21 protein-coding genes are annotated in these 20,873 nt (G+C 69.8%); 16 read left to right on the top strand and 5 right to left on the bottom strand.

From position 1 onward, the window contains the following. The first annotated feature begins 246 nt into the window (after positions 1–246). The 3 genes from ACIRQP_RS20065 to ACIRQP_RS20055 are packed head-to-tail and all read left to right on the top strand — an operon-like array spanning position 247 to position 4,481. Positions 247–2,784, top strand: a complete 2,538-nt coding sequence (locus ACIRQP_RS20065; RefSeq protein WP_403891676.1) for a YfhO family protein — start codon at positions 247–249, stop codon at positions 2,782–2,784. Then, positions 2,778–3,779: a glycosyltransferase family 2 protein gene (locus tag ACIRQP_RS20060; protein ID WP_403891673.1), complete on the top strand. Its 1,002-nt coding sequence runs from the start codon at positions 2,778–2,780 to the stop codon at positions 3,777–3,779. Before ACIRQP_RS20065 ends, ACIRQP_RS20060 begins: the two co-directional genes overlap by 7 nt. A gap of 39 nt (positions 3,780–3,818) precedes the next feature. Next, positions 3,819–4,481: a GPP34 family phosphoprotein gene (locus ACIRQP_RS20055; protein WP_403891670.1), complete on the top strand. Its 663-nt coding sequence runs from the start codon at positions 3,819–3,821 to the stop codon at positions 4,479–4,481. Positions 4,482–4,659: 178 nt separating this feature from the next. Here ACIRQP_RS20055 and ACIRQP_RS20050 read toward each other — a convergent pair whose 3' ends face one another. The 4 genes from ACIRQP_RS20050 to ACIRQP_RS20035 are packed head-to-tail and all read right to left on the bottom strand — an operon-like array spanning position 4,660 to position 8,200. Next, on the bottom strand, positions 4,660–5,265 hold the full coding sequence (locus ACIRQP_RS20050) for a response regulator (RefSeq protein WP_383016219.1): 606 nt from the start codon (positions 5,263–5,265) through the stop codon (positions 4,660–4,662). Further along, positions 5,265–6,449 carry a sensor histidine kinase gene (locus tag ACIRQP_RS20045; RefSeq protein WP_403891666.1) on the bottom strand — a complete coding sequence of 395 codons (1,185 nt, stop codon included), beginning with the start codon at positions 6,447–6,449 and terminating at the stop codon, positions 5,265–5,267. Before ACIRQP_RS20045 ends, ACIRQP_RS20050 begins: the two co-directional genes overlap by 1 nt. A 30-nt stretch (positions 6,450–6,479) precedes the next feature. Then, positions 6,480–7,247 (bottom strand): ABC transporter permease, encoded by a 768-nt coding sequence (locus ACIRQP_RS20040; RefSeq protein WP_403891663.1) that lies wholly within the window; start codon positions 7,245–7,247, stop codon positions 6,480–6,482. After that, positions 7,244–8,200 carry an ABC transporter ATP-binding protein gene (locus tag ACIRQP_RS20035; protein ID WP_403891660.1) on the bottom strand — a complete coding sequence of 319 codons (957 nt, stop codon included), beginning with the start codon at positions 8,198–8,200 and terminating at the stop codon, positions 7,244–7,246. Before ACIRQP_RS20035 ends, ACIRQP_RS20040 begins: the two co-directional genes overlap by 4 nt. A 352-nt stretch (positions 8,201–8,552) precedes the next feature. Between ACIRQP_RS20035 and ACIRQP_RS20030 the strand changes: the two genes are divergently transcribed. The 11 genes from ACIRQP_RS20030 to ACIRQP_RS19980 all read left to right on the top strand — a co-directional run bounded on the left by ACIRQP_RS20030 (position 8,553) and on the right by ACIRQP_RS19980 (position 18,824). Next, a complete protein-coding gene (locus tag ACIRQP_RS20030; protein ID WP_403891657.1) occupies positions 8,553–8,756 on the top strand; it encodes a hypothetical protein in 204 nt (67 codons plus the stop codon). An 82-nt stretch (positions 8,757–8,838) separates the two neighbouring features. Beyond that, positions 8,839–9,024: a hypothetical protein gene (locus ACIRQP_RS20025; RefSeq protein ID WP_030350807.1), complete on the top strand. Its 186-nt coding sequence runs from the start codon at positions 8,839–8,841 to the stop codon at positions 9,022–9,024. 111 nt (positions 9,025–9,135) lie between these two features. Further along, positions 9,136–11,013, top strand: coding sequence for an alpha/beta fold hydrolase (locus ACIRQP_RS20020; RefSeq protein ID WP_403891654.1), 1,878 nt, complete (start codon positions 9,136–9,138; stop codon positions 11,011–11,013). Next, entirely contained in the window at positions 11,010–11,618 is a 609-nt protein-coding gene (locus ACIRQP_RS20015) for a hypothetical protein (RefSeq protein ID WP_403891652.1), read from the top strand. The genes ACIRQP_RS20020 and ACIRQP_RS20015 overlap by 4 nt, the downstream gene beginning before the upstream one ends. 157 nt (positions 11,619–11,775) lie before the next feature. Beyond that, positions 11,776–11,943, top strand: coding sequence for a hypothetical protein (locus ACIRQP_RS20010; protein ID WP_165371911.1), 168 nt, complete (start codon positions 11,776–11,778; stop codon positions 11,941–11,943). Beyond that, a complete protein-coding gene (locus tag ACIRQP_RS20005; protein ID WP_403891649.1) occupies positions 11,940–12,701 on the top strand; it encodes a class I SAM-dependent methyltransferase in 762 nt (253 codons plus the stop codon). The genes ACIRQP_RS20010 and ACIRQP_RS20005 overlap by 4 nt, the downstream gene beginning before the upstream one ends. Next, positions 12,698–14,401: an ABC transporter ATP-binding protein gene (locus ACIRQP_RS20000; protein ID WP_403891646.1), complete on the top strand. Its 1,704-nt coding sequence runs from the start codon at positions 12,698–12,700 to the stop codon at positions 14,399–14,401. Before ACIRQP_RS20005 ends, ACIRQP_RS20000 begins: the two co-directional genes overlap by 4 nt. Positions 14,402–14,470: 69 nt before the next feature. Continuing rightward, positions 14,471–16,000, top strand: coding sequence for a phytoene desaturase family protein (locus ACIRQP_RS19995; RefSeq protein ID WP_403891644.1), 1,530 nt, complete (start codon positions 14,471–14,473; stop codon positions 15,998–16,000). 97 nt (positions 16,001–16,097) lie between these two features. After that, positions 16,098–17,765 carry a PHB depolymerase family esterase gene (locus tag ACIRQP_RS19990; RefSeq protein ID WP_403891641.1) on the top strand — a complete coding sequence of 556 codons (1,668 nt, stop codon included), beginning with the start codon at positions 16,098–16,100 and terminating at the stop codon, positions 17,763–17,765. A gap of 244 nt (positions 17,766–18,009) precedes the next feature. After that, positions 18,010–18,594 carry a DUF2975 domain-containing protein gene (locus ACIRQP_RS19985; protein WP_403891638.1) on the top strand — a complete coding sequence of 195 codons (585 nt, stop codon included), beginning with the start codon at positions 18,010–18,012 and terminating at the stop codon, positions 18,592–18,594. Beyond that, a complete protein-coding gene (locus tag ACIRQP_RS19980) occupies positions 18,594–18,824 on the top strand; it encodes a helix-turn-helix domain-containing protein (RefSeq protein WP_403891635.1) in 231 nt (76 codons plus the stop codon). The genes ACIRQP_RS19985 and ACIRQP_RS19980 overlap by 1 nt, the downstream gene beginning before the upstream one ends. A gap of 4 nt (positions 18,825–18,828) precedes the next feature. On the opposite strand, the gene ACIRQP_RS19975 is transcribed toward ACIRQP_RS19980, so the two are convergent. Further along, positions 18,829–19,305 carry an Lrp/AsnC family transcriptional regulator gene (locus ACIRQP_RS19975; RefSeq protein ID WP_403891632.1) on the bottom strand — a complete coding sequence of 159 codons (477 nt, stop codon included), beginning with the start codon at positions 19,303–19,305 and terminating at the stop codon, positions 18,829–18,831. 93 nt (positions 19,306–19,398) lie between these two features. Between ACIRQP_RS19975 and ACIRQP_RS19970 the strand changes: the two genes are divergently transcribed. Then, on the top strand, positions 19,399–19,872 hold the full coding sequence (locus tag ACIRQP_RS19970; RefSeq protein ID WP_403891629.1) for a rhodanese-like domain-containing protein: 474 nt from the start codon (positions 19,399–19,401) through the stop codon (positions 19,870–19,872). 108 nt (positions 19,873–19,980) lie between these two features. Beyond that, a partial coding sequence (locus ACIRQP_RS19965) for a cytochrome P450 (protein WP_403891626.1) occupies positions 19,981–20,873 on the top strand: 893 nt, incomplete at its 3' end.

Here is a 20,873-nt window from a genome sequence, read left to right as displayed (position 1 = left end):
TGCCGGCTGCCGGTCCGGTGCGTCCTGCGGGGCTGCGCGGCAGCGATCCGGCCGCGGCCAAGAGGTGTAGCCCTTCGCGACGGGGGATGCACGAAGGGCTACGCGTCCCATTATGACCCCTCGTCAGGGAATTCCGACAGCGGATCGGCCTCGGACTCCCGGACGCGTGGCGGCGCGGGCGCGGTGTTGACGTCGTATGTGCTCTATATCACCGCAACGCCATGGTTTCAGGGGACAGAGCTCAGTGTGAAACCAATCAGCCGCGCCGCGTGCCTGGCCGCCCTGATCACTGCCACGGCGCTGTGTGCCGGTGACGCGATCGCGCGTGTCTTTCCGTTCGGCCCACGGACCCGCAGCGTGAACGATCTGGGCAACCAGTACGTTCCGTACCACGCCTATCTGTGGGACCTGCTGCACGGCAGGGCCGACGGCGATCTGTTCGTCAATTGGCGGTCCGGCTTCGGCTCCAGCCTGCTGCCCGATCTGGGTACGTACCTCACCAGCCCCTTCGCCCCGCTGGTCGCGCTCTTCCCACGGGACGAGATCGATCTCGCGGTCTATGTGATCACCGTCGCGAAACTGGCCGCGGCCGGTGCCGCGATGGCCTGGCTGCTGCTTCGGCTGCGCCCCGGGCGCTGGTGGGTCGCGGGGGCGCTGGGCGCCTCGTACTCCCTGTGCGGGTGGGCCCTCTCGGACGGCGTGTACAACACGATGTGGCTGGACGGGCTGATCGCCTTCCCGCTGCTCTGCCTGGTGGGCGAGTGGGCGACGGCCGGCCGTCGCCAGGTGCTCGGTGTGCTGGTGGTCGCGGTCGCCTGGACCGCCAACTTCTACACCGCGTACATGGCCACGCTCGGAGCCGGACTCCTGCTCCTCGCTCGGCTGCTGGCCGACTCGCACTCCGTCCGGGAGCGTCTCGTCGTGCTGCGGCGGGCCGCCCTGACCACCGTGCTGGGTATGGGCCTCGCCGCGCCGGTGGTGTTCGTCATCTACCTCGGGACGCGGCACGCGTACCCGGGCCGGACCACGGTGTTCTCCTCGGCCCATTGGACCGACGTGTTCGCCCGAATGCTGCCCACCACGTACAGCTTCGGGAGTCCGGGCGTCTACGTGAACACCGCGGCGCTGCTGCTCGCCCTCACCCTGCCGTTCAACCCGGCGGTGCCGCGCCGGGTGCGCCGGGTGCTGACGGTGCTCGTGGTCGGGGTGGCGGTGTCGTTCCAGTGGGGGCCCACCCATCTGGTCTGGAACGCGTTCAGCACCCCCAACGGGAGCGCCTTCCGGCAGGTGTTCGTCCTGTGCGGGCTGCTGGTGATCGCCGCGTGGTGCTCGTTCGCCCACGGGGTTCCCGGCCGTCGTCCGCTCCTGGCCGCGAGCGGAGTGCTGGCGCTCATCGTGGCCGGTGCGAGCGTCAGCGGTCTGGTGTATTGGTGGTCGATCCCGATCGCGCTGGTGGGCGCCGCCTCGGGGGCCGTCGTGCTGGTCCTCCTGGCCGCCGGCCGGCGCCGTCCACGGGCGGTCGTCGCCTGCTGCGCGGCCCTGCTGATCACCGTCCAACTGGGCCAGTCCGCGGGGACCGCGGCCCTCGCGGACCGGTTGAGGCTGGCTCACGCGGACGACTACGCGCCCTGGGGCGCGCGGCAGAGCGATCAGCGCGACGCGGTCGCGCAGGCGGACGACTGGCCGAGCTACCGCACCGAACCGGGCCGTGAGCAGACCGTCGGGAACGACCCGCTGCTCGTCGGCGGCCAGGGCGCCCAGTACTACAGCAGCCTGACCGCCGATGTGCTCAGCCGTACGCTCACGGCGCTCGGCGGCGGCTGGACCTCGCGGGGACGGTCGGTGCAGAGCCTGGACAACCCGGTCACGGACGTCCTCTTCTCCGTGGGCGCACGGGTGCATTCCCCTCCCGACCCGCACCAGAACTGGAACCCTCAGGGGGGCGGCGCTCCGTTCGTCACACGGCGGGAGGTGCCGCCGCTGGTCACCGTCCGCCCCGCCGGTCCCGTACCGAGGTTCGGGGCCTCGGCCTTCGGTAACCAGGAGAAGCTGCTCGGCGCCCAGGTCTATACGGTGCCCCGGATCCAGCCCGTCACGACGAGCGGCGGTGACACCGCCCGGATCACCGCGTCCTGTCCGGCGGGCAGCGAGGCGCAGCTGTGGGCACCGCACTATTCGGGCACCGCGCGCCTGATGGACGCGGCGTCCGCGACGGCCTCCCCGGCGGCCTCGGGCGCCGAGTCCGCTGCCCCCGTGGGCCGGTTCCGGGCCGACAACCCCGTGACCAAGATCGCCTCGGTGCAGCCGCTCGGCACCGTCCCGTCCTCCGGCCGCGTCACCGTCGAACTCAGCCCCGACAAGGCCGGCACCGTCCAGGACGGTGCTCTCGGCTGTCTGGACACCGGCCGCCTGAGCGAGTCCGTGGAGCGTCTCAAGACCACCGGAGCCACCGAGGTCCACGTCTCCGGCCACTCCGTGACGGCCGAACTGCCCCCGGGCACCAAGAGGACCGCGGTGCTCGCCGTTCCGCGTATCGCCGGCTGGCAGTGCGCCGCAGGCGCCTCGGAGCAGCGGCCCGCGGACTCCTACCTCGGCCTCATCGCCGTACCGCTCGCCGGCTCCTCGGCCCCGACCACCGTCCGCTGCGACTTCCGGCCCCCGGGCCTGCGCATCGGCGCGCTGGTCGGAGGAGCCTCCCTTCTCATCCTTCTCGTCCTCATCGCCCACAGCGTCCGGCAGGCACGGTCGTCGCGGCGAAAGACCCGTCAGGGAGCACCATGCTGATCTCCGTCGTCGTTCCGTGCTACAACGAGGAAGCGGTGATCGACCGTTTCCACGAGCGCGTCACCGAAGAGACCTCCGCGCTCAACCGCGGCTCCGACCTCGACGTGTCGTTCGAATTCGTCTTCGTGGACGACGGCAGCAGTGACGAAACACTGCTCCATCTCAGCCGACTCGCCGACCAGGACCCGCGCGTCCGCTATATCTCCTTCAGCCGCAACTTCGGCAAGGAAGCCGCGATGCTCGCCGGTCTGGAGCACGCCGCCGGTGACGCGCTCGTGATCATGGACGCGGACCTCCAGCATCCGCCGGAGCTCATTCCGCGCATGGTGGAACTGCACCTTGAGGGATACGACCAAGTCATCGCCCGGCGCACCCGGAAGGGGGACCGGGTCACCAGAACCCTCACCGCGCGGCTCTACTACTGGCTCATCAACCGCTTCATGGATGTGGAGATCGTGGACGGGGTGGGGGATTTCCGGCTGCTCTCGCGCCGGGCGGCGGACTCCGTCACGGCCCTCACCGAGTACAACCGTTTCTCCAAGGGCCTCTTCGCGTGGGTGGGCTTTCCCAGCACGACGTTCAATTACGAGAACGCCGTACGCGAGGAGGGCACCAGCAAATGGAGCTTCGGCAAACTCGTCAACTACGGTCTGGACGGGCTGCTCTCCTTCAACAACAAACCCCTGCGCGCCGCCGTCCATCTCGGTGTCACCCTGATGGTGATCGCCGCCGCGTACGCCGTGTGGATCGTGGGCGGAGTTCTGACGCGAGGCGTCGACACCCCGGGATACGCGACGCTCCTGGTGGTCATCACCGCGCTGGCCGGGGCGCAGATATCGATGATCGGGATCGTCGGCGAGTACATCGGGCGCATCTATTACGAGGTGAAGCGGCGCCCGCACTATCTCGTGAAGGCGTCCAACACCCCGTCGGCCGGCGTATCGCTGACGGAGTCGGCCGGGCCGGATCGACGGGTGGCGCGGCCCGTTCGCTGAACGCGTTTACCCCCCACGGCGCCCGGAGAGGCAACAGATATGGAAACCACGCTGGGCGAAGAGCTCTTACTGCTGTCGTTGGACGACACCTGGGGTTACGAGAAGGAGCCGGCGAAGGTCGCCTGGGCGATCGCGGCGGCGTCCCTCGTGGATCTCGCGCTGGCCGAGCGGATCGAGGTGACCGACGAGGTGGTCTCCGTCCGCGATCCCGCGCCGCTCGGTGTGCCCGGCCTCGATGCCGCGCTCGCCGACATCGCCGGGTACGACAAGCCCGGCAAGGTCAAGGACTGGATGCACCATCTGAGGAAGCCGGCGATGTCCGGCGCGACGGACGGTCTCGTGGAGAAGGGCCTGGTCCGCAAGGAGACCAAGAAGGTGCTCGGGCTCTTCCCCGTGCGCCGCTATCCGGAGGTGGACGGCTCGGCCGAGGCGTCGGTACGGGAGCGGCTCGACGAGGTGGTGCTCCGGGGCGGGACCCCCGACGACCGTACGGCCGGGCTGGTGGCCCTGCTCCACGGCGCGAAGCTGCACAAGCTGGCGTTCCCGGACGGCAACGCGCGCGCGGTCGAGTCGCGGATGGCGGAGATCGCCCAGGGCCAGTGGTCGTCGCCCGCCATCCGGAGCATCATCGACGCGGCGGAGACAGCGCTGACGGCGATGGTCGCCACGACGGCGATCGTGGCGGTCACGGCGACCGGCTGACACGACCGCGCCGTCCCGTACTCCCCGGCGGTCGTGTGCCCGAGCGGCGCGCGACCGCCTCCGTACGCCGGACGAACTCCGACGACCGACGAACGGAGACGGGTGGGCCCGTCGGCGGGCCGTACCGCCCGCGAAGCGGGCCCGTACCGCTCGCTCGAAGCGGGCCCGTACCGCTCGCTCAGATCCAGCCGCGCCGCTGCGCCAGATACGCGGCCGCGTGCCGGTTCTCCACCCCCAGCTTGGTGGTCACCGCCGACAGGTAGTTGCGTACGGTCCCCTGTGCCAGCGCCGCCCGTTCCGCTATGTCCTCGATCGGCGCGCCGTCCGCGGCCAGCGTGAGCAGATCGGCTTCCCGCGAGGTCAGCGGCGAGTCACCGGCGCTGATGGCGTCGGCGGCCAGGGTGGAGTCGATGTAGCGGCTGCCGCCGTGGACGCTGCGGATGATCGAGGCGAGTTCCTGCGCGGAGACGGTCTTGGAGACGAAGCCCTGCACCCCGGAGGCCAGCGCGCGCTTGAGATGGCCGGGCAGACCGTGGCTGGTGACGATCAGTGTCTGACAGCCGGGCAGGCTGCGGCTGAGATCTTCCGCGACGGTGATGCCGTCCTTGCCGGGCATCTGGAGGTCGAGCACGGCGACATCGGGTTTGTGATGGCGGGCCATGGCCACGGCCTCCGGGCCGGTCGAGGCTTCGGCGACGACCTCCAGGTCGCGTTCGAAGGTCAGCAGTGCGGCCAGCGCGCCGCGGATGAGGTGTTCGTCATCGGCGAGGAGGACCCGGATCATTACGATTCCCCGTTCGGTATGTGCACAGTGAGGCGATAGGTGTTCTTCGGCCCGAAGCCGTGGCAGAGGTCGCCGCCGAGGGGCGTGAGCCGCTGCGTCAGCCCGTCCAGCCCGGTCCCCTGCCCGGAACCGCTGCCGGGCGTGGCACCGTCGTTGGTCACCTGGAGCTGGGTTCCCGCTCCGTCGCTGCGGTCCACGGTGATGGTGCAGTGGGTGGCGTGGGAGTGCCGCAGTACGTTGGTGACGGCCTCTCTGACGGCCCATCCCAGCGCGATCTGGGTCTTCTCCCCGAAGCCGCCCGCCGGCGGGGCGTGTTGGATGACGCAGGTCGTGCCGGCCGCTTCCAGGACCGCGCGGGCGCCGTCGAGTTCGGCTTCCAGGTCGGTGGTGCGGTAGTTCCGTACGACGTCCCTGATCTCCTTGTGCAGTTCACGCGCGAGGCGCTGTACCTCGACCATCTCCGCCTGCGCCTTGGGGTGCTGGGTGAGCCGGGCGGCCAGTTCGCCCTTGAGCGCGATGACGGACAGGTTCCGCCCGATCACATCGTGGAGATCGCGGGCGAACCGGAGCCGCTCCTCCGCCACCACCAGCCGGGCCTGTGATTCCCGGGCCGCGTCCAGCTGCCACATGACGGCCAGGAACCACACGGAGGAGTGCATGAGAAGGCCGATGACCGCCCATCCGGTCGCGGTGACGGTCACGACGGGCAGGGCCATCCGCGGATCGAGAGAGAGACTCACGATCGCGGCGGCGGCGGTCTCGGCGAGCGCGGCGCCCGCGTAGAGGCGCAGATCGGCCGTGGGCGACAGGGCGAAGGCGAGCGGCAGCGCCAGGACGACCGACAGCGTGGCGATCGACTGCGTTCCGGTCAGCCATTCCGAGTCGTACAGGTAGGGCATCAGCGCGAGTTGGACGACGGTGAGCGCCGCGATCCCGAGCAGCAGCGGTATCGGGAGGACGTGCCGTCCGATGCCGTAGGCCACGGCCGTGGTCGCGCCGATCCCCTGGATGGTTGTGAGCGCGGCCGCCAGGCCCACGGCCGAGGTCGGCGCACCGCCGCGCTGCAGTTGTGCCAGTAACGGCCAGAGGAGGGAAGCGAGCAGGAGCCAGGGCATGGAACAGAGCATCCAACGTGTGTAGACCGTGGCCTTGTGCACGTTGGTCCGGTGCAGCGAGGTCCCCATTTCGCTTCCTCTTCCCCGTTGGACATGCTGTCAGTCTCTGGGCTCCCACCGGAACCAGCGCCGGACGCCCCAGGCCGCCAAGGCGGTCCAGGCGGCGATCGTCGCGACCCTGATGAGTGTGGAGCCCAGTCCCGCATCTTCTCCGGTCCAGCCTGACTGGACCAGGCTGATAGCGGGTGTGAGCGGGAAGTACCCGAGGACGTCTCCGAAAATGTCCGGCAGAACACCCATGGGAATAAGGGTGCCCGAAGTCAGCAGGAGGAAGAGGAAGCCCATCGTGCTGACTCCCTGGGCGCTCTCCGCGGTGCGCGCCACGGCGGTGCTGAGCGCGGCCGCGGCGGTGATCAGGAGGGCGCCCAGCACGATGCCGAGGAGTGCCAGATGCGGCGCGGCGGGTGCGCCGAGACCGGCGATGACCGAGACCGCCGCGGCGATCACGACGAACTGGACGACGGCCACCACGATCATGGGGACGGCCGGACTGGCCAGGATGACGCTGTCGTGGACCTCTCCGGTGCGCAGCCGCTTGAGGAGGTGGTCCTCGCGGCGCAGCACGTAGACGCCGGTCAGCGGCGCGTACAGGGCCATCACCAGGACGATGCCGGCGGAGGTGGAGATCATCACCTGGCCCATGGCGAGGCCCGCGCCCGCCAGGTCGTACTGGTCCATGAAGGTGGTCGTGCCCATGGTGATCAGGACGGGGATGACCAGCACGTTGAACAGGTTGGTCTTGCTCCGGGCGAAGAGGCTCAGCTCGACCCGGCTGAGCGCGGTGAGATGTGCGACGGCGGTACTCATTCGGTGCCCCTCGTGGCGGTCCGGGCGACGCGCAGGAACGCCTCCTCCAAGGAGGCGGAGCTGGCGTCGAGTTCCTTCAGGTCGATGCCCTTGTGGCGGGCCCAGAACAGGACTTCGGTCGTGGTGTGCTGGAGGTCCTCGGTGGACAGCTCCATCCGGCCGTCCTTGCCGGCGGTGACGGTGGCCCGCAGATCGTCCGTCGAGGGGAGATCGTCGGTGCCGAGCCCCGGCGGGAGGCGGAAGCTGAGGGTCGAGGGGTGGGCGGCGACGATCTCGGGCACCGTTCCGGATGCCGCGATCTCGCCCTGGTGCATGATGGCCAGATGGTCGGCGAGCCCTTCGGCCTCTTCCAGGTAGTGCGTGGTCAGGACGATGGTGGCGCCGTCGTTGTTGAGCCGCTCGATGATCCGCCAGGTGTCGTGGCGGCCCTCCGGGTCCATTCCGGTCGTCGGCTCGTCCAGGAAGAGGAGATCGGGCCGGCCGAGGGTGGCCATGGCGAGGTCGAGGCGCCTTTTCTCGCCGCCCGACAGGCTCTTGACGGTGACGTCGACGCGGTGCCCGAGCCCCACCATCTCGGTGGCCTCCGCGACGGGGCGCGGGTCGGTGGTGACGGATGCCCACATACGGACCGTCTCGTCGACCGTGAGGTCGGTGGCGAATCCGCCGTGCTGGAGCATGACACCCGTCCGCGGCCGGGTGTGCTTCCTGTCGGTAAAGGGATCGTGCGCGCCGAAAAGGCGAATACTGCCACCGGTGGGGCGGGCGAGCCCTTCGAGGAGTTCGACCGTAGAGGTCTTTCCTGCGCCGTTTGTCCCGAGCAGAGCGAAGATTTCGCCGTTCGGAACTGAGAAGTTGACGCCCCGAACGGCGGCGAAGCCACGCTTGTCATCGGGCCCATATCGCCGCCAAAGATCTGTGACCTCGATCACATTTTCTGCTCCATTGGCATCCATGGGCGAAATCGTCCCCGATGAATGACGTCCACCCCGATGAGAACTGTCATGGCCTCGGATGACGGACGTCATATCGACTTGTGACACATGTCAGAAGACGGACGATCCCATTCCGAATGGCACTGTGACCTACGTCATACTGGCCTTGTTGGCGCGGGTGCTTTCATCCAACCGCACAGCACGGGGGATCGCCGCTGTAGTCGCGGAGGTTTACCCGCGTATAACGCACCGAGAGCCACCAATTGACCGGTATCGGTCTCTTTTGTGGCCGGATTTCGGTGCGTGCGTCCTCCATGCGTATCCAGCACGTGGAACGTGTGCATCCAACACATAGCAGAAAGCGGAGTATCTCATGGTGGAGATCGTCTCGTACTTCAACGAGAAGCTGGACCTCGGCACCATCGACCAGGGCGAGTCCAACGCGGAGCAGAGCCCGGTTCTGGCGACCCCGGCCGCCGCCCTCGCCGCCATCGGTGGCGCCAAGGTCGTCGGCGCGTTCGTCGGTGGCGCGACCCTCGTCGGTGGCGCGTACGCCGTCGGCAAGGCTGTCGGCTAAACATTCTCGCCGGTGGTTTCACACCACCTGCGCGGAACCGCTCATTCATTCACCAAATCGAACTGTTGGTAGGAGGAAAAGCATGAACAACATCATCGAGGCAGTGAACGAGATGGACATTCCGGCAGAGGGAAAGGTATTCCCCGACGCCACCCCGGTGCTGGCCACCCCGGGTGCGTTCCTGGGCGGCGTGGCGGTCTCTTCCGCCGTCATCGGTGCCTTTGAGCTCGGTCGCGGCGGCGGTTCGGCCCCGGCCACACAGCTCTAGTCACAGGCAGTACCTGAATGCAATTCTGCCGGGCCAGAGATGCGTTCTGGCCCGGCAGAACCCTATCCACTCTACGGGAGCCGTCCCCAGGGCGGTTTTGAAAGGAACCCTGTGAGATTCGCACGAAGGATCGCTTCGGCAGTCTTCGGTCCTGTGCCGGTGTCCCGGGACGGGGCGATGGGCCTGTCGGAACGGCTGGCCGCGGTCACCACACTGACCTCGTCGATCGAATATCTCTCCCAGCGCAAGGAATTGCGCAAGGGCGGGCTCAACGACTGGGACATCGTCAAGGACGTCCAGGCCGCCTCGACGCCCCTCGTACGGAAGGCGCTGCACGCCGTCAGCGGACGCCGCACGACGACCGCCCTCCATGTCGCCCGCGCCGCCGTCAGCGCGGGCATGCTGCTTCCCGGCTCCTCGCGCTGGCGCGGCGCCGGAAGCCTCTTCCTCGGCACGACCTCCGCGCTGCTCTACCCGCGCCACCGCTACGGCACCGACGGGTCCGACCAGGTGGCCATCCTCGTGCAGACCGCCACCGGCGCCGCCCGGCTGGTGAAGTCGCCGGAGGCCAAGGACGCCCTGATCTGGTACGTCGCGCTCCAGTCCAGCCTGTCGTACGCGGTGTCCGGCTGGGTGAAGCTGCTCGGCGAGCCCTGGCGGGACGCGTCCGCGCTCGGCGGGATCATGCGGACCAGGACCTACGGCCACGAGCCGATGTTCCGCTGGACAGAGGACCATCCGCAGCTCTCGCGCTATCTCACGCACAGCGTGCTGGCGCTGGAGTGCCTCTTCCCCCTCGTGTACCTCGCGGGCGGCCGGCTGGCCCGCCCGTTGATCACCAGCGCCGCCGCGTTCCATGTCACCAACGGGTTCCTCATGGGCCTGGGGCGGTTCGTGTCCTCCTTCGTGGCCATGCACCCGATGGTGGCGTACACCGCGATCCACCGCGGCCACCCCGCCGTCGCGGGCCGGGACAACCGCGCGCCGCTGACGGCCGCGAGCCTGCTGGCCGGCGCCGCCGCGGTGGGCGGTGTGGTCGCCGTACAGCGCCGTCTCCGTACGCTGGAGGGCTGGCACACCACTCGGACCCTGACCACCCGCAACGGCAACGAGCTCCAGTACGAGGTGATGTCGCAGGGAGACGCCGACAAGCCCGTGATGGTGTTCGCCGCCGGGATGGTCGCCACCTCCGAGCACTTCTCCTGGGTGACGGAGAAGCTGGCCAAGGAGACCGGCTACGGCGTCATGACGTACGCCCGCGCCGGATACGCCGGCAGCCGCCGCGAGTCCGGCGCGCCCTACACCCTCGCCGAGTCCGTCGACGACCTGGTCGACCTCGTGGGGACCGTCTCGCCGGAGCGCCGGGTCATACTCGTCGGCCACTCGCTCGGCGGTGAACTCGCCCGCCGCGCCGCGCTCCAGCTCGGGGACCGGGTGCACGGCATCGTCTATCTCGACTCCTCCCACCCCGACGAACTGAACCGCTCCAAGCAGCAGAGCGACACCGCGAAGCGGCTGAGCGAGTCCCTCACCCAGATGGTGTGGTTCCTGCGGGCCGGCACCGGCATCCTGATGTCCCGCCCCATCTGGGTGGACGCGCTGCCCGAGGCGTACCGCAAGAAGGCGTTCGCGCAGTACACGGACGTACGGATGTGGAACGCCGGGCGCCGCGAATGGGCGGCGGTGGAGGCGGACTTCCGCGCCTTCGAGGGCGAGCTGGAGCCGCTGGACACCCACGCGCTGGTGGTCTCCGCGCAGCAGACCGTCGACCGGGACCCCGACCAGCTGCTGATGCACAACGAGCTGGCCGAGGCGCACCGCGGTGAGGGCCGGCGGACGGAGGTCGTGGTGATCGAGGGCGCCGACCACGACACGGTGCTGACGCAGAGCCGCTTCGCCCACCAGGTGACGGAGCGCATCGTCGCGTTCTGCGACGCCGGGCTGCGCACCGACGCGACCACGGACGAGCACGAGGGGGCGGCCAAGTGAGCACATCACCGCGGGAGATCGGCAAGAACCTGTTCACCGGGCCCGGCTCCGGCTGGCGCATCGCCGGGGCCGTGATGCTGGTCAGCACGATCGCGACCCAGCACCCCAATCAGCTGTTCAACCGGCTCCAGCTGAAGGACACCTTCTCGCTGCTGCCCAACTGGCGTTTCTTCGCGCCGACTCCGGCCATGCACGACTACCACTTCCTCTACCGCACCCGCGGCACGGACGGGGGGACCTCCCCCTGGAAGGGCGTCGACGTCATCGCCGGCCGCAAGATGCGCCAGATCGTCTGGTTCCCCACGCGGCGGCCGGAAAAGGCGATCTTCGACATCTGCAGTGAGATCCTCCATGTGATCGACAAGGGGTTCCCCGTCATCGTGCGGACCTCCGCCTACCGGACGCTCACCGAGTATCTGCGGGCCACGATCAACGAGCAGGAGGACGTCCAGCGGATCACGGGGTTCCAGTTCGCGCTGGCCCGTGCCACCGGGTACGACGCGAGTCACGACCCCGAGGTCGTGTTCGTCTCGCCGTACACCCCGTTGGACCCCCACACGGACACGCCAGTGAAATCAGACATCAAGAAAGCGGTCAAGGCATGAGTGTTGGTGCGTACGTCATCCTCGCGATCGGCGCCGCGATCGCCGCGGCCATCGCGATCGGCGTCCTGAAGAGGTAGGGCCGAGAGGCCCTGGCCGCCATCGACTGCCGCCCCTCCCCCCACGGGGGGCGGCACCAGCAGTACCCGAGGAGTCCCCGATGAACAAGACCCCGGTCATTCTCTGCGCCCTCGCCGCCGTCGCCGTGCTGGTGTTCCTGGCGATCGGCGACGTCATCAACTATCCGTTCGCCGCCGGGATCGGCACGGCTCTCGTCCTCGCCGCCGGCCTGGAACTGCACAGGAACAGGAAGAGGAGTCATCAGTGAACGCGATAGCCGACATAGGTTACGGCCGCCAGTTCGACGGCTGGTACGACCGGCTGTTCCCCAAGGACGGCGCCGCGGCCGGGGTCGCCAAGAAGATCGCCGACCTCCACCCCGATCACTCCACCGGCACCCTGGAGTTCGGCGTCGGCACCGGCCGTATCGCCGTACCCCTGTCGGGGCATGTCGGACGGGTGACCGGGGTGGACTCCTCCGAGGAGATGCTGGCGGCGCTGCGCGCCGAGCCCGACGCCGCCGAGGTCGAGCCGGTCCACGGAGACATCCGTACATACACCTCCGACGAGCGGTACGGCCTCGTGTACTGCGTCTGCGGAACGCTCTCCATGCTGCTCACCCCCGAGGACCAGCGGCTGGCCGTCCAGCGCGCGGCGGATCTGCTGCGGCCCGGCGGCCGGCTCGTCATCGAGACACACAACAAGCCCGCCATCCTCGCGCTCCACGACGGGCGCAGCCGCGACACCTATTTCACGCCATATCCCGAACCGGGCACCGGGCTCCAGACCCACTCCACACTGCTGCCCGAGGGCTCCATCTGGCTCTGCTCCCATATCTGGTACGAGTCGGACGGCACCACCCGCGTCGGCTCCGAGGCGTCCCGCCTCACCACCCCGGACGAGGTCGACGCGTACGCGCGCGATGCCGGGCTGGAGCCCGAGCAGCGCTTCGCGAGCTGGGACGAGGCGCCCTACAGCGAGCAGGTGCCGATGTTCGTCTCGGTCTACGTCAAGGCCGACGCGTGAACGTCTGGGGGATAGCCCGCCGGCACCGCGTGCTCCTGCTGGCGGGCACCCTCCTGGGGATCCTGGGAGCCGCGGCCACACTGGCGCAGCCGCTGGCCATCGGCGAGATGATCAAGGCTGTCGCCGGTGACCGCTCACTGCTCGTACCGATCCTGCTCGCGGCGGCGCTGTTCGTGACGGACGCGGCACTCGCCGCCGCCCACGCCTACGCGATCGGCCGGGCCGGCGAGAACATCGTCTTCGACATCCGTCATGTCCTGACCGCGCGGCTGCTGCGCTCCCGTACCGCCGCCTTCGCGCGCTGGGAACAGGGCGACGTCTTCACCCGTATGGTCACCGACACCTCGCTCGCGCGCATCTGTATGGCGCAGGCGCTGGCGCAGATCGTCACCAGCGGATTCATGGTGCTGGGCGGCATCGCGCTGATGGTGTGGATCGATCCGCTGCTCCTCGCCGCGGCCCTGCTGTGCCTGGGGCTCGCCAGCGTCGTGTCGCTGCTGCTGGCCCGCCGGGTGCGGAAGGTCGCGGTCATCAACCGCGAGGACACCAGCGACTTCGGCTCCGCGCTGATGCGGGTGCTCGGCGCGATGAGCACCGTCAAGGCGTCGCGCGCCGAGGACCGCGAGACCGAGCGCATCACCGGCTTCGCGCAGAAGGCGCGCCGCTCCGGGGTCCGGGTCTCGGCGCTGTCCGCGATGCTCACGCCCGCCATGAACGTCGGTACGCAGGTCGCCCTGACGGTCGTCATCGCCTGGGGGATGGCCCGGGTGGCGACCGGCGCGATGCCGCCCGCGGACCTGACCTCGTTCATCATGTATCTCTTCTATCTGGTGTCGCCGCTGGTGATGCTGTTCATGTCGATCGCCCAGTTCCAGCAGGGCCGCGCGTCCCTGGACCGGATCGGTGAACTGGCCGCCATCGAGCAGGAGGAACTCGACCCGGACGCCGCTCCCGTCGCCACCCGGGGTCACGCGATCGTCTTCGACCGCGTCTCGTTCACGTACCCCGGCAGCGAGGAGGCCGTCCTCGACAAGGTGTCCTTCACCGTCCCGGACCAGGGCCTCACCGCGATCGTCGGCCCCTCGGGGGCGGGCAAGACCACCGTCTTCCAGCTCATCGAACGCTTCTACGGGCCGGACTCCGGCACCGTCCTGATGGGCGGGACCGATACGGCGACCATGCCGCTGGAGCAGATACGCGGCCAGATCGGCTACGTCGAGCAGGACCACAGCCTGATGCGCGGCACCATCCGCGAGAACCTCACCTACGCCACGCCCGACGCGAGCGAGACGGACATCGCGGACGCGCTGCGCATGGCCCATCTGGGCGAGGTGATCAGAGCCCTGCCCGAGGGCCTGGAGACCGAACTCGGCGAGCGCGGCGCCGGACTGTCCGGCGGTCAGAAGCAGCGCCTGGCCATCGCGCGGACGCTGCTGCAACGGCCGGAGATCGTGCTGCTCGACGAGGCCACCGCCAATCTGGACAGCGAGGCGGAGGACGCGCTGCGGGACACCATCACCGCCATCTCCGGCACCTGCGCGGTGATCGCTATCGCCCACCGGATCTCGACGATCACGCAGGCGGACCAGATCATCGTGCTCGACCGGGGCGGTGTACGGGCGACCGGCACCCATACGGAACTGACCACGACGGACGATCTGTACCAGCGGCTCTCCAGGCACCAGGAGGTCGCGGCGTGACAAGAGACCCGGAGGTCGTGTGCGAAGGGACCCGGAGGTCGCCGTGACAAGAGACCCGGAGGTCGCCGAATGACCGCGGACGCCGTCGTCGTCGGGACCGGGCCCAACGGTCTGGCCGCCGCCGTCACGCTCGCCAGGGCCGGCCTCGCCGTCGAGCTCTACGAGGCCAGGGACACCATCGGCGGAGGGCTGCGCACCGAGCCCCTCTTCGACGACGACGTCGTCCACGACATCTGCTCCGCCGTGCACCCGATGGCCGCGGCCTCGCGTTTCTTCCGCGAGTTCGACCTCGGCGCGCGCGGGGTCGAGCTGCTCCACCCCGAGATCAGCTACGCGCACCCCCTCGACGCCGGTGACGCCGGGCTCGCCTACCGCGACCTCGACGCCACCTGCGAGCACCTCGGCCCGGACGGACGGCGCTGGCGCCGGCTCATGGCGCCCCTGCTCGACCACAGCGAGGGCATCGTCGATCTGATCCTCTCCGGCGGGCGCGGGCTGCCGCGCGATGTGCTGGCCCCGCTGCTCCTCCCCACCAGGGCGCTGGCGCACGGGACTCCGCTCGCCGCCGGGCGGTTCGCCGGCGAGCGGGCGAAGTCCCTGCTCGCGGGTGTCGCCGCGCACTCCATCGGCAGACTGCCGACCCTCGCCTCGGCCGGGGTCGCCCTGCTGCTCGGCCATCTCGCACACGGCACCGGCTGGCCGGTGCCGCGCGGCGGGAGCGCCCGTATCGCGGAGGCGCTGGCCGCCGACATCACCGCGCACGGCGGTACGTTCCACACCGGCCGCCCCATCGGAGACCTGCGGGAACTCGGCGAGGCGAAGGCGGTGTTCCTGGACACCGGCCCCAAGGGCTTCACCGCGATCGCCGGTGACCGGCTGCCCGCGCGCTACCGGCGCCGGCTCGACGCGTTCCGCTACGGCCCGGGGGCGGCGAAGGCCGACTTCCTGGTGTCGGAACCGATCCCGTGGGCCAACCCGGAGGTCGGCAAGGCCGGTACGGTCCATCTCGCGGGCACCCAGGCGGAGATGTTCCGCCAGGAGACCCTGACGGCCAGGGGCATCGCCACGTCCGAACCCTTCGTCCTGCTGGTCGACCCGGCGGCCACCGACCCGGGACGCGCCAGGCCCGGCAAGCGGCCGGTATGGGCGTACGCGCACGTACCGAACGGCGACGACACCGATCCGCTGGAGATGGTGCGCGCGCGCATCGAGCACTACGCGCCGGGGTTCACCGACACCATCGTCGCCCAGCGCGGGATCTCGGCCGCCTCGTACGAGGCGTACAACCCGAACTACGTGGGCGGGGACATCGGCGGCGGGGCCATGACCCTCAAGCAGTCGCTGCTGCGCCCCACCCCGCGGCTCGACCCCTACCGGACTCCGCTGCCCGGGGTCTATCTCTGCTCGGCGTCGACTCCGCCGGGGCCCAGTGTCCATGGCATGTCCGGCTATCTCGCGGCTCTTTCGGCTCTGCGCCGCGAATTCGGGATCCGGGAGCGGCCGGAGCTGGGGGCGGGACGGGCGAAGGGTAGGGCCGGTACGGCCGGTACCGCTCAGGTGTTGTCCATGTGGCCGGAGCCCACGTCTCCGCGGGATTGATGGCGGTCCGGGCCGTGCTGCCCGGCCCGAGCGCGCCCCTAGTGTCCGTACCCCGTCAAGGGAGACGGGCACGAGGGACCGCCGCGAAGGAGCCGCCATGCGGGAGAGCACCTGGACGAAGCGAACTGCCCTACGAGGTAAGGCGAAACGAAGGACGTCATCGAAGAGCACGTCGTCGAAGAGCACGTCGTCGAAGAGCACGTCGTCGAGGAGCACGCCGCGACGGCTGACCGCGCCGCGACGGCTGACCACGGCGGGGATGCTGCTCGCCCTGCTCGTCGCCCTGCTCGGCGCGGGCGGCCCCGGGTTCGTCCCCGAGGCGCGGGCCGCGACGCTCACCGAAGTGACCGGCTTCGGTACGAACCCCGGCAATCTGCGAATGTTCCGCTACGTCCCGGACGGCCTGCCCGCAGGACGGCCCCTCGTCGTGGCGATGCACGGCTGCACGCAGTCGGCCGCGGCGTACGACACCGAGACCGGCTGGACGAAGTGGGCGGACCAGTGGGGCTTCGCGCTGCTGCTGCCCCAGCAGCAGTCGGGCAACAACCTCAACTCCTGCTTCAACTGGTTCCAGTCCGGTGACATCGCGCGCGGCTCGGGCGAGGCGCTGTCGGTCAAGCAGATGACCGACCGGATGAAGAGCGAACTGGGCAGCGACCCCGCCCGGGTCTATGCGACGGGGCTGTCCGCGGGGGCCGCGATGACCAACGTCATGCTGGCCTCCTACCCGGACGTCTTCGCCGCCGGAGCGCCGGTGGCCGGGCTGCCGTACGCGTGCGCGACCAGCGTGATCGCCGCGTACTCCTGCATGAACCCGGGGACGAACCTGTCGCCGTCGGCCTGGGCCGACAAGGTGCGTGCCGCGTATCCCGGTTACGGCGGACCCTGGCCCACGGTCTCCGTCTGGCAGGGGACGACGGACACGACGGTCGTGCCGGCCAACCTGACGGAGACGGTGGAGCAGTGGACCGCCGTCCACGGTACGGACGCGACGGCCGACGCCACCGGCACCGTGGCCGGTTATCCACACGCTGTGTACCGCGACGGCGCCGGACGGGATGTGGTGGAGACCTACTCACTGACCGGCATGGGACACGGCCAGCCGGTCGACCCGGGCACCGGACCGGAGCAGTGCGGCACAGCGGGCGCGTACATCCTCGACGTCGGGCTGTGCGCCTCGTACCGGATCGGCCAGTTCTGGCACCTGGACGGCGCCGGATCCCCCGGCCCGGGGCCCGAACCCGGCCCGGGGAGCGCCGTACTGCCGAGCCTGGCCGCGGACGACGGCTACGTGAAGGCGTCCGCGACCGGAGCCGGTGCGTCCGTCGGCACGCTCGAAGGAAGCCTCGGGGTCGCGGTCGGCCGGGGTACGGACGGACTGCACAACCGGGCCCTTTTCTCGTTCGACACCTCGTCCCTCCCGGACGGCGCGCGCGTGAAGCGCGCCTTCGTGACGGTGACGCGCGCGAGCGGCGCCGGCGACCCCTGGGCGGCGGGCAACCGCCTGGTCGTCGACATCAGAACCGGCTGCTTCGGAGCGACCTGCGCGACGGCCGCCGACGACTGGTCGGCCCCGGCCTCGACCGCCGAGGCGGCGGAGATCGGCGCCTTCACCTCGGGAACGAAGACCTCCACCGCCTTCACCACGGTCAACCCGACCGGCATCACACAGGCCCGCCTCCGCCTCGCCTCGGCGCCCGCCACCACGGCGTACGTCTTCCTCAGGTCGGGGGCGGGGGCGACGCTCACGGTGGAGTGGGAGTAGCAGCGGGAGCGGGAGCGGCGGGAGTACGGGAGTAGCCGCGGTGTGAAGGGCCCTGCTCGGACATCGGGCAGGGCTCTCGTCCGATCACCACGTGGCGCCGCCGGGGCAGGCCGACGGCCGACGCGGTGAGAGGCGCAGTCGCGGCGCGGGGTCCCGACCGCCGGCTGTGATTGCCAAGAACCCATCGAATAACGATATGCTCCTCAAGTCTTCGGCATATCGAAAATCGATGGGGAGAGATGCGATGAACACGCGACTCACGAGGACTCTGGCCTCGGTGACCTTTGCGCTGGCGGTGCTCTGTGGGCTTGCCTTCTTCGGCAAGGGCTTCATACACATGGCTGACGACGGGGCGGTCTGCGTGCAGACGGACTTCTGGCGCAATGCCTCACTGGCGGACGACCTGCCGATCGGCAAGGGCGTGGAGATGTTCAGCAGTGCCGCGACCCTCTGCCAGGACAGTCCCTCCGTGGGGCAGCGCGCCGCCGAGCTCGGGGGCGCGCTGCCCTGGCTGCTCTTCGGCTCCCTCGCGCTGCTGCTCTTCTCCCGGCTGCTGAAGGCCGTCCTGCTGCAGGGGCCGTTCACCGACGCGGTGTCGCAACGGCTCTCTGCTCTCGGCTGGTTCGTCACCTTGGGCACGCCGCTGGCCGGCCTCGTCGTGGGCTGGTCGCAGTCCTGGCTCGTCGGGAGCATCGTGCCGATCGTGGGTTCCGGGCCGACGATCTCCGGGCCGCTGGAGCTCGTCCTCGCCGGCCTCGCCGCAGTGATCATGGGGAAGATCATGCGCGAGGGCGTGCGCATGCGAGAGGACCTCGAAGGGACCATCTGATGCCCGAAGAGGAACTCCACGCGATCCAGGTCCACCTCGACCGGCTCCTCGCCGAGCGCGGCATGACGCTCATCGAACTGTCCGCGCAGGTGGGCATCACCGTCGTCAACCTGTCCGTGCTCAAGAACGGGCGGGCCAAGGCCATCCGCTTCTCGACCCTGTCGAGGATCTGCGATGTCCTCCGGTGTCAGCCGGGAGACTTGATCACCCACGATCCGGCCGAGCCCTAGATCATCAATTCGCGACGGGTGGGCTCTGGGACACGACCGCCGTGACCGAGCGGCTTGGAAGCGGGCTGGAGTAGACGACGTTCGTGGTGACGGAGCCCAGGGCGGCGATGCGGCCCGTGATGAGTTCCAGGTTGCGCATCGAGCGAGCGACGATCTTGAGGACGAAGCAGTCGTCGCCCGTTACATGGTGGGCCTCCACGATCTCAGGTGTGGTGTCGAGCAGGTCGTGGAACGGCTTGTAGTTGCCGGTGGGGTAGCGGAGGCGGACGAAAGCCAGGATGTCGAGCCCCAGGGCCTCGGGGCTCACGGTGGCGGAGTAGCCGGAGATGACTCCGCTCTCCTCCAGCCGTCGGACTCGTTCCGTGACGGCGCTCGGGGACATGGCGACGCTACGGGCCAACTCGGCGTAGCTGGCGCGCCCGTTGCGTTGCAGGGCTTCCACGATGCGTATATCGGTGGCGTCAAGGGAATCAGCGGCCATGCCGGATTGATACCACGAGTTCCACGGCGAGGGGCAGGCAGGACCATTGATCTCGGGTTCTGGGTAAGGGGCGCGGAGCGTAGCGTCCAGGACATGACCAAGACCCAGATCAGCGCCGCCTTGCGGGTGCCGCCGGCGGCACCCGCCGAAGCGGCCGACTTCTCCGCCGCACGTCTTGCCTTCCAGGCGGACGTGTCCGATGTCCACGCCTCGCTGGAGTCCGGCGACCCGGGCTTCGTGCTCGTCGACTCACGCGGGGACGAAGCCTGGGCGCAGGGGCATGTGCCCGGTGCGGTGCACCTGCCGACCGCCGAGATTCGGGACCGCGCCCAGGACCTGTTGGACGCCGCGGTTCCGGTCATCGCCTACTGCTGGGGGCCCGGCTGCGACGGTGCGACCCGCGCGGCGCTCGCCCTCGCCCGACTCGGCTACCACGTCAAGGAAATGATCGGCGGGGTCGAGTACTGGATCTGTGAGGGGTTCCCGGTCGAGGGCGAGAACGGTGTGGTGCGGCGCGCGGCCGACCCGTTGACGGCGCCGGTCGGAGCCGCCCACTGCGCTTGCTAGGGACTCCCGGGGGCCATCCGGGGCCGAAGCGTGGAGCTGTCCCCGGTTCTTGGTAGGCTCGGTTCGAGAGGAAACGGGGAGATATCCCCGATTACCCAGGGAGTCACCATGCGCGCAGACCACCTCACCGAACTCACCTCCGCCGCCCCCGACTTCTTCGCCGATCCGTACCCCGCCTATCAGGCGCTCCGCGCCGAAGGCCCCGTCCGCCGCATACGGATGCCCGGTGGCGAGGCGGTCTGGCTGGTTCTCGGGTACGACGCCGTACGCGCCGCGCTCGGCGACACGCGGCTGCGCAACGACATCCGGCATTCCTCGGAGTTCGACAGCGACGGTGGCTACGCGATCGGCCGCAACATGCTCCAGGTCGATCCGCCCGATCACACCCGGCTGCGCGCGCTCGTCTCGCGGCAGTTCACCGCTCGCCGTATCGCCGGGCTGGGGCCGCGCGTTCAGCGCATCTCCGCCGAACTCCTCGACGCCATGGCCCCGGCCGGCGGCGCCGATCTCGTCGACGCGTACGCCTTCCCGCTGCCGATCACCGTCATCTGCGAACTCCTCGGCGTCCCGGCCGCGGACCGCGACGCGTTCCACCGCTGGTCGAGCGCGATCGTCGCCATCACCGACGCCGAGGCCGCGGTGGCCGGCGCGACCGCGATGACCGAATACCTCACCGGGCTCATCGAGGACAGGCGCCACCTCGCCCCCGGGGAGGACGCCGACCTCCTGCACGCCCTCGTTCGTGCACACGACTCCGAGGGCGAGGACGGCGAGGACGGCCAGGGCGGCGACGGTGGCGACCGTCTCGCGCCCGACGAACTCCTCGGCATGGCGTTCCTGCTGCTCGTCGCCGGGCACGAGACAACCGTCAACCTCATCTCCAGCGCCGTCCATCTGCTGCTGCGCCACCCGGATCAACTGGCGGCCCTGCGGGCCGATCCCGGGCTGCTGGAGGGCGCCATCGAGGAGACGCTGCGCTACGAGCCGTCGGCGCAGATCGC

This window comes from Streptomyces sp. NPDC102274 (genome assembly GCF_044766385.1).
GTDB lineage: Bacteria > Actinomycetota > Actinomycetes > Streptomycetales > Streptomycetaceae > Streptomyces.
This window is presented reverse-complemented; position numbering and strand designations above follow the sequence as displayed.

Bases quoted from the DNA above. Each gene is read 5' to 3' on its own strand.
- ACIRQP_RS20055 (WP_403891670.1), top strand. From the start codon at position 3,819: ATGGAAACCACGCTGGGCGAAGAGCTCTTACTGCTGTCGTTGGACGAC.
- ACIRQP_RS20045 (WP_403891666.1), bottom strand. From the start codon at position 6,449: ATGGGGACCTCGCTGCACCGGACCAACGTGCACAAGGCCACGGTCTAC.
- ACIRQP_RS20060 (WP_403891673.1), top strand. From the start codon at position 2,778: ATGCTGATCTCCGTCGTCGTTCCGTGCTACAACGAGGAAGCGGTGATC.
- ACIRQP_RS19975 (WP_403891632.1), bottom strand. From the start codon at position 19,305: ATGGCCGCTGATTCCCTTGACGCCACCGATATACGCATCGTGGAAGCC.
- ACIRQP_RS20035 (WP_403891660.1), bottom strand. From the start codon at position 8,200: ATGGATGCCAATGGAGCAGAAAATGTGATCGAGGTCACAGATCTTTGG.
- ACIRQP_RS19985 (WP_403891638.1), top strand. From the start codon at position 18,010: ATGAACACGCGACTCACGAGGACTCTGGCCTCGGTGACCTTTGCGCTG.
- ACIRQP_RS19980 (WP_403891635.1), top strand. From the start codon at position 18,594: ATGCCCGAAGAGGAACTCCACGCGATCCAGGTCCACCTCGACCGGCTC.
- ACIRQP_RS20040 (WP_403891663.1), bottom strand. From the start codon at position 7,247: ATGAGTACCGCCGTCGCACATCTCACCGCGCTCAGCCGGGTCGAGCTG.
- ACIRQP_RS20010 (WP_165371911.1), top strand. From the start codon at position 11,776: ATGAACAAGACCCCGGTCATTCTCTGCGCCCTCGCCGCCGTCGCCGTG.
- ACIRQP_RS19970 (WP_403891629.1), top strand. From the start codon at position 19,399: ATGACCAAGACCCAGATCAGCGCCGCCTTGCGGGTGCCGCCGGCGGCA.
- ACIRQP_RS19990 (WP_403891641.1), top strand. From the start codon at position 16,098: ATGCGGGAGAGCACCTGGACGAAGCGAACTGCCCTACGAGGTAAGGCG.
- ACIRQP_RS20030 (WP_403891657.1), top strand. From the start codon at position 8,553: ATGGTGGAGATCGTCTCGTACTTCAACGAGAAGCTGGACCTCGGCACC.
- ACIRQP_RS19995 (WP_403891644.1), top strand. From the start codon at position 14,471: ATGACCGCGGACGCCGTCGTCGTCGGGACCGGGCCCAACGGTCTGGCC.
- ACIRQP_RS20025 (WP_030350807.1), top strand. From the start codon at position 8,839: ATGAACAACATCATCGAGGCAGTGAACGAGATGGACATTCCGGCAGAG.
- ACIRQP_RS20050 (WP_383016219.1), bottom strand. From the start codon at position 5,265: ATGATCCGGGTCCTCCTCGCCGATGACGAACACCTCATCCGCGGCGCG.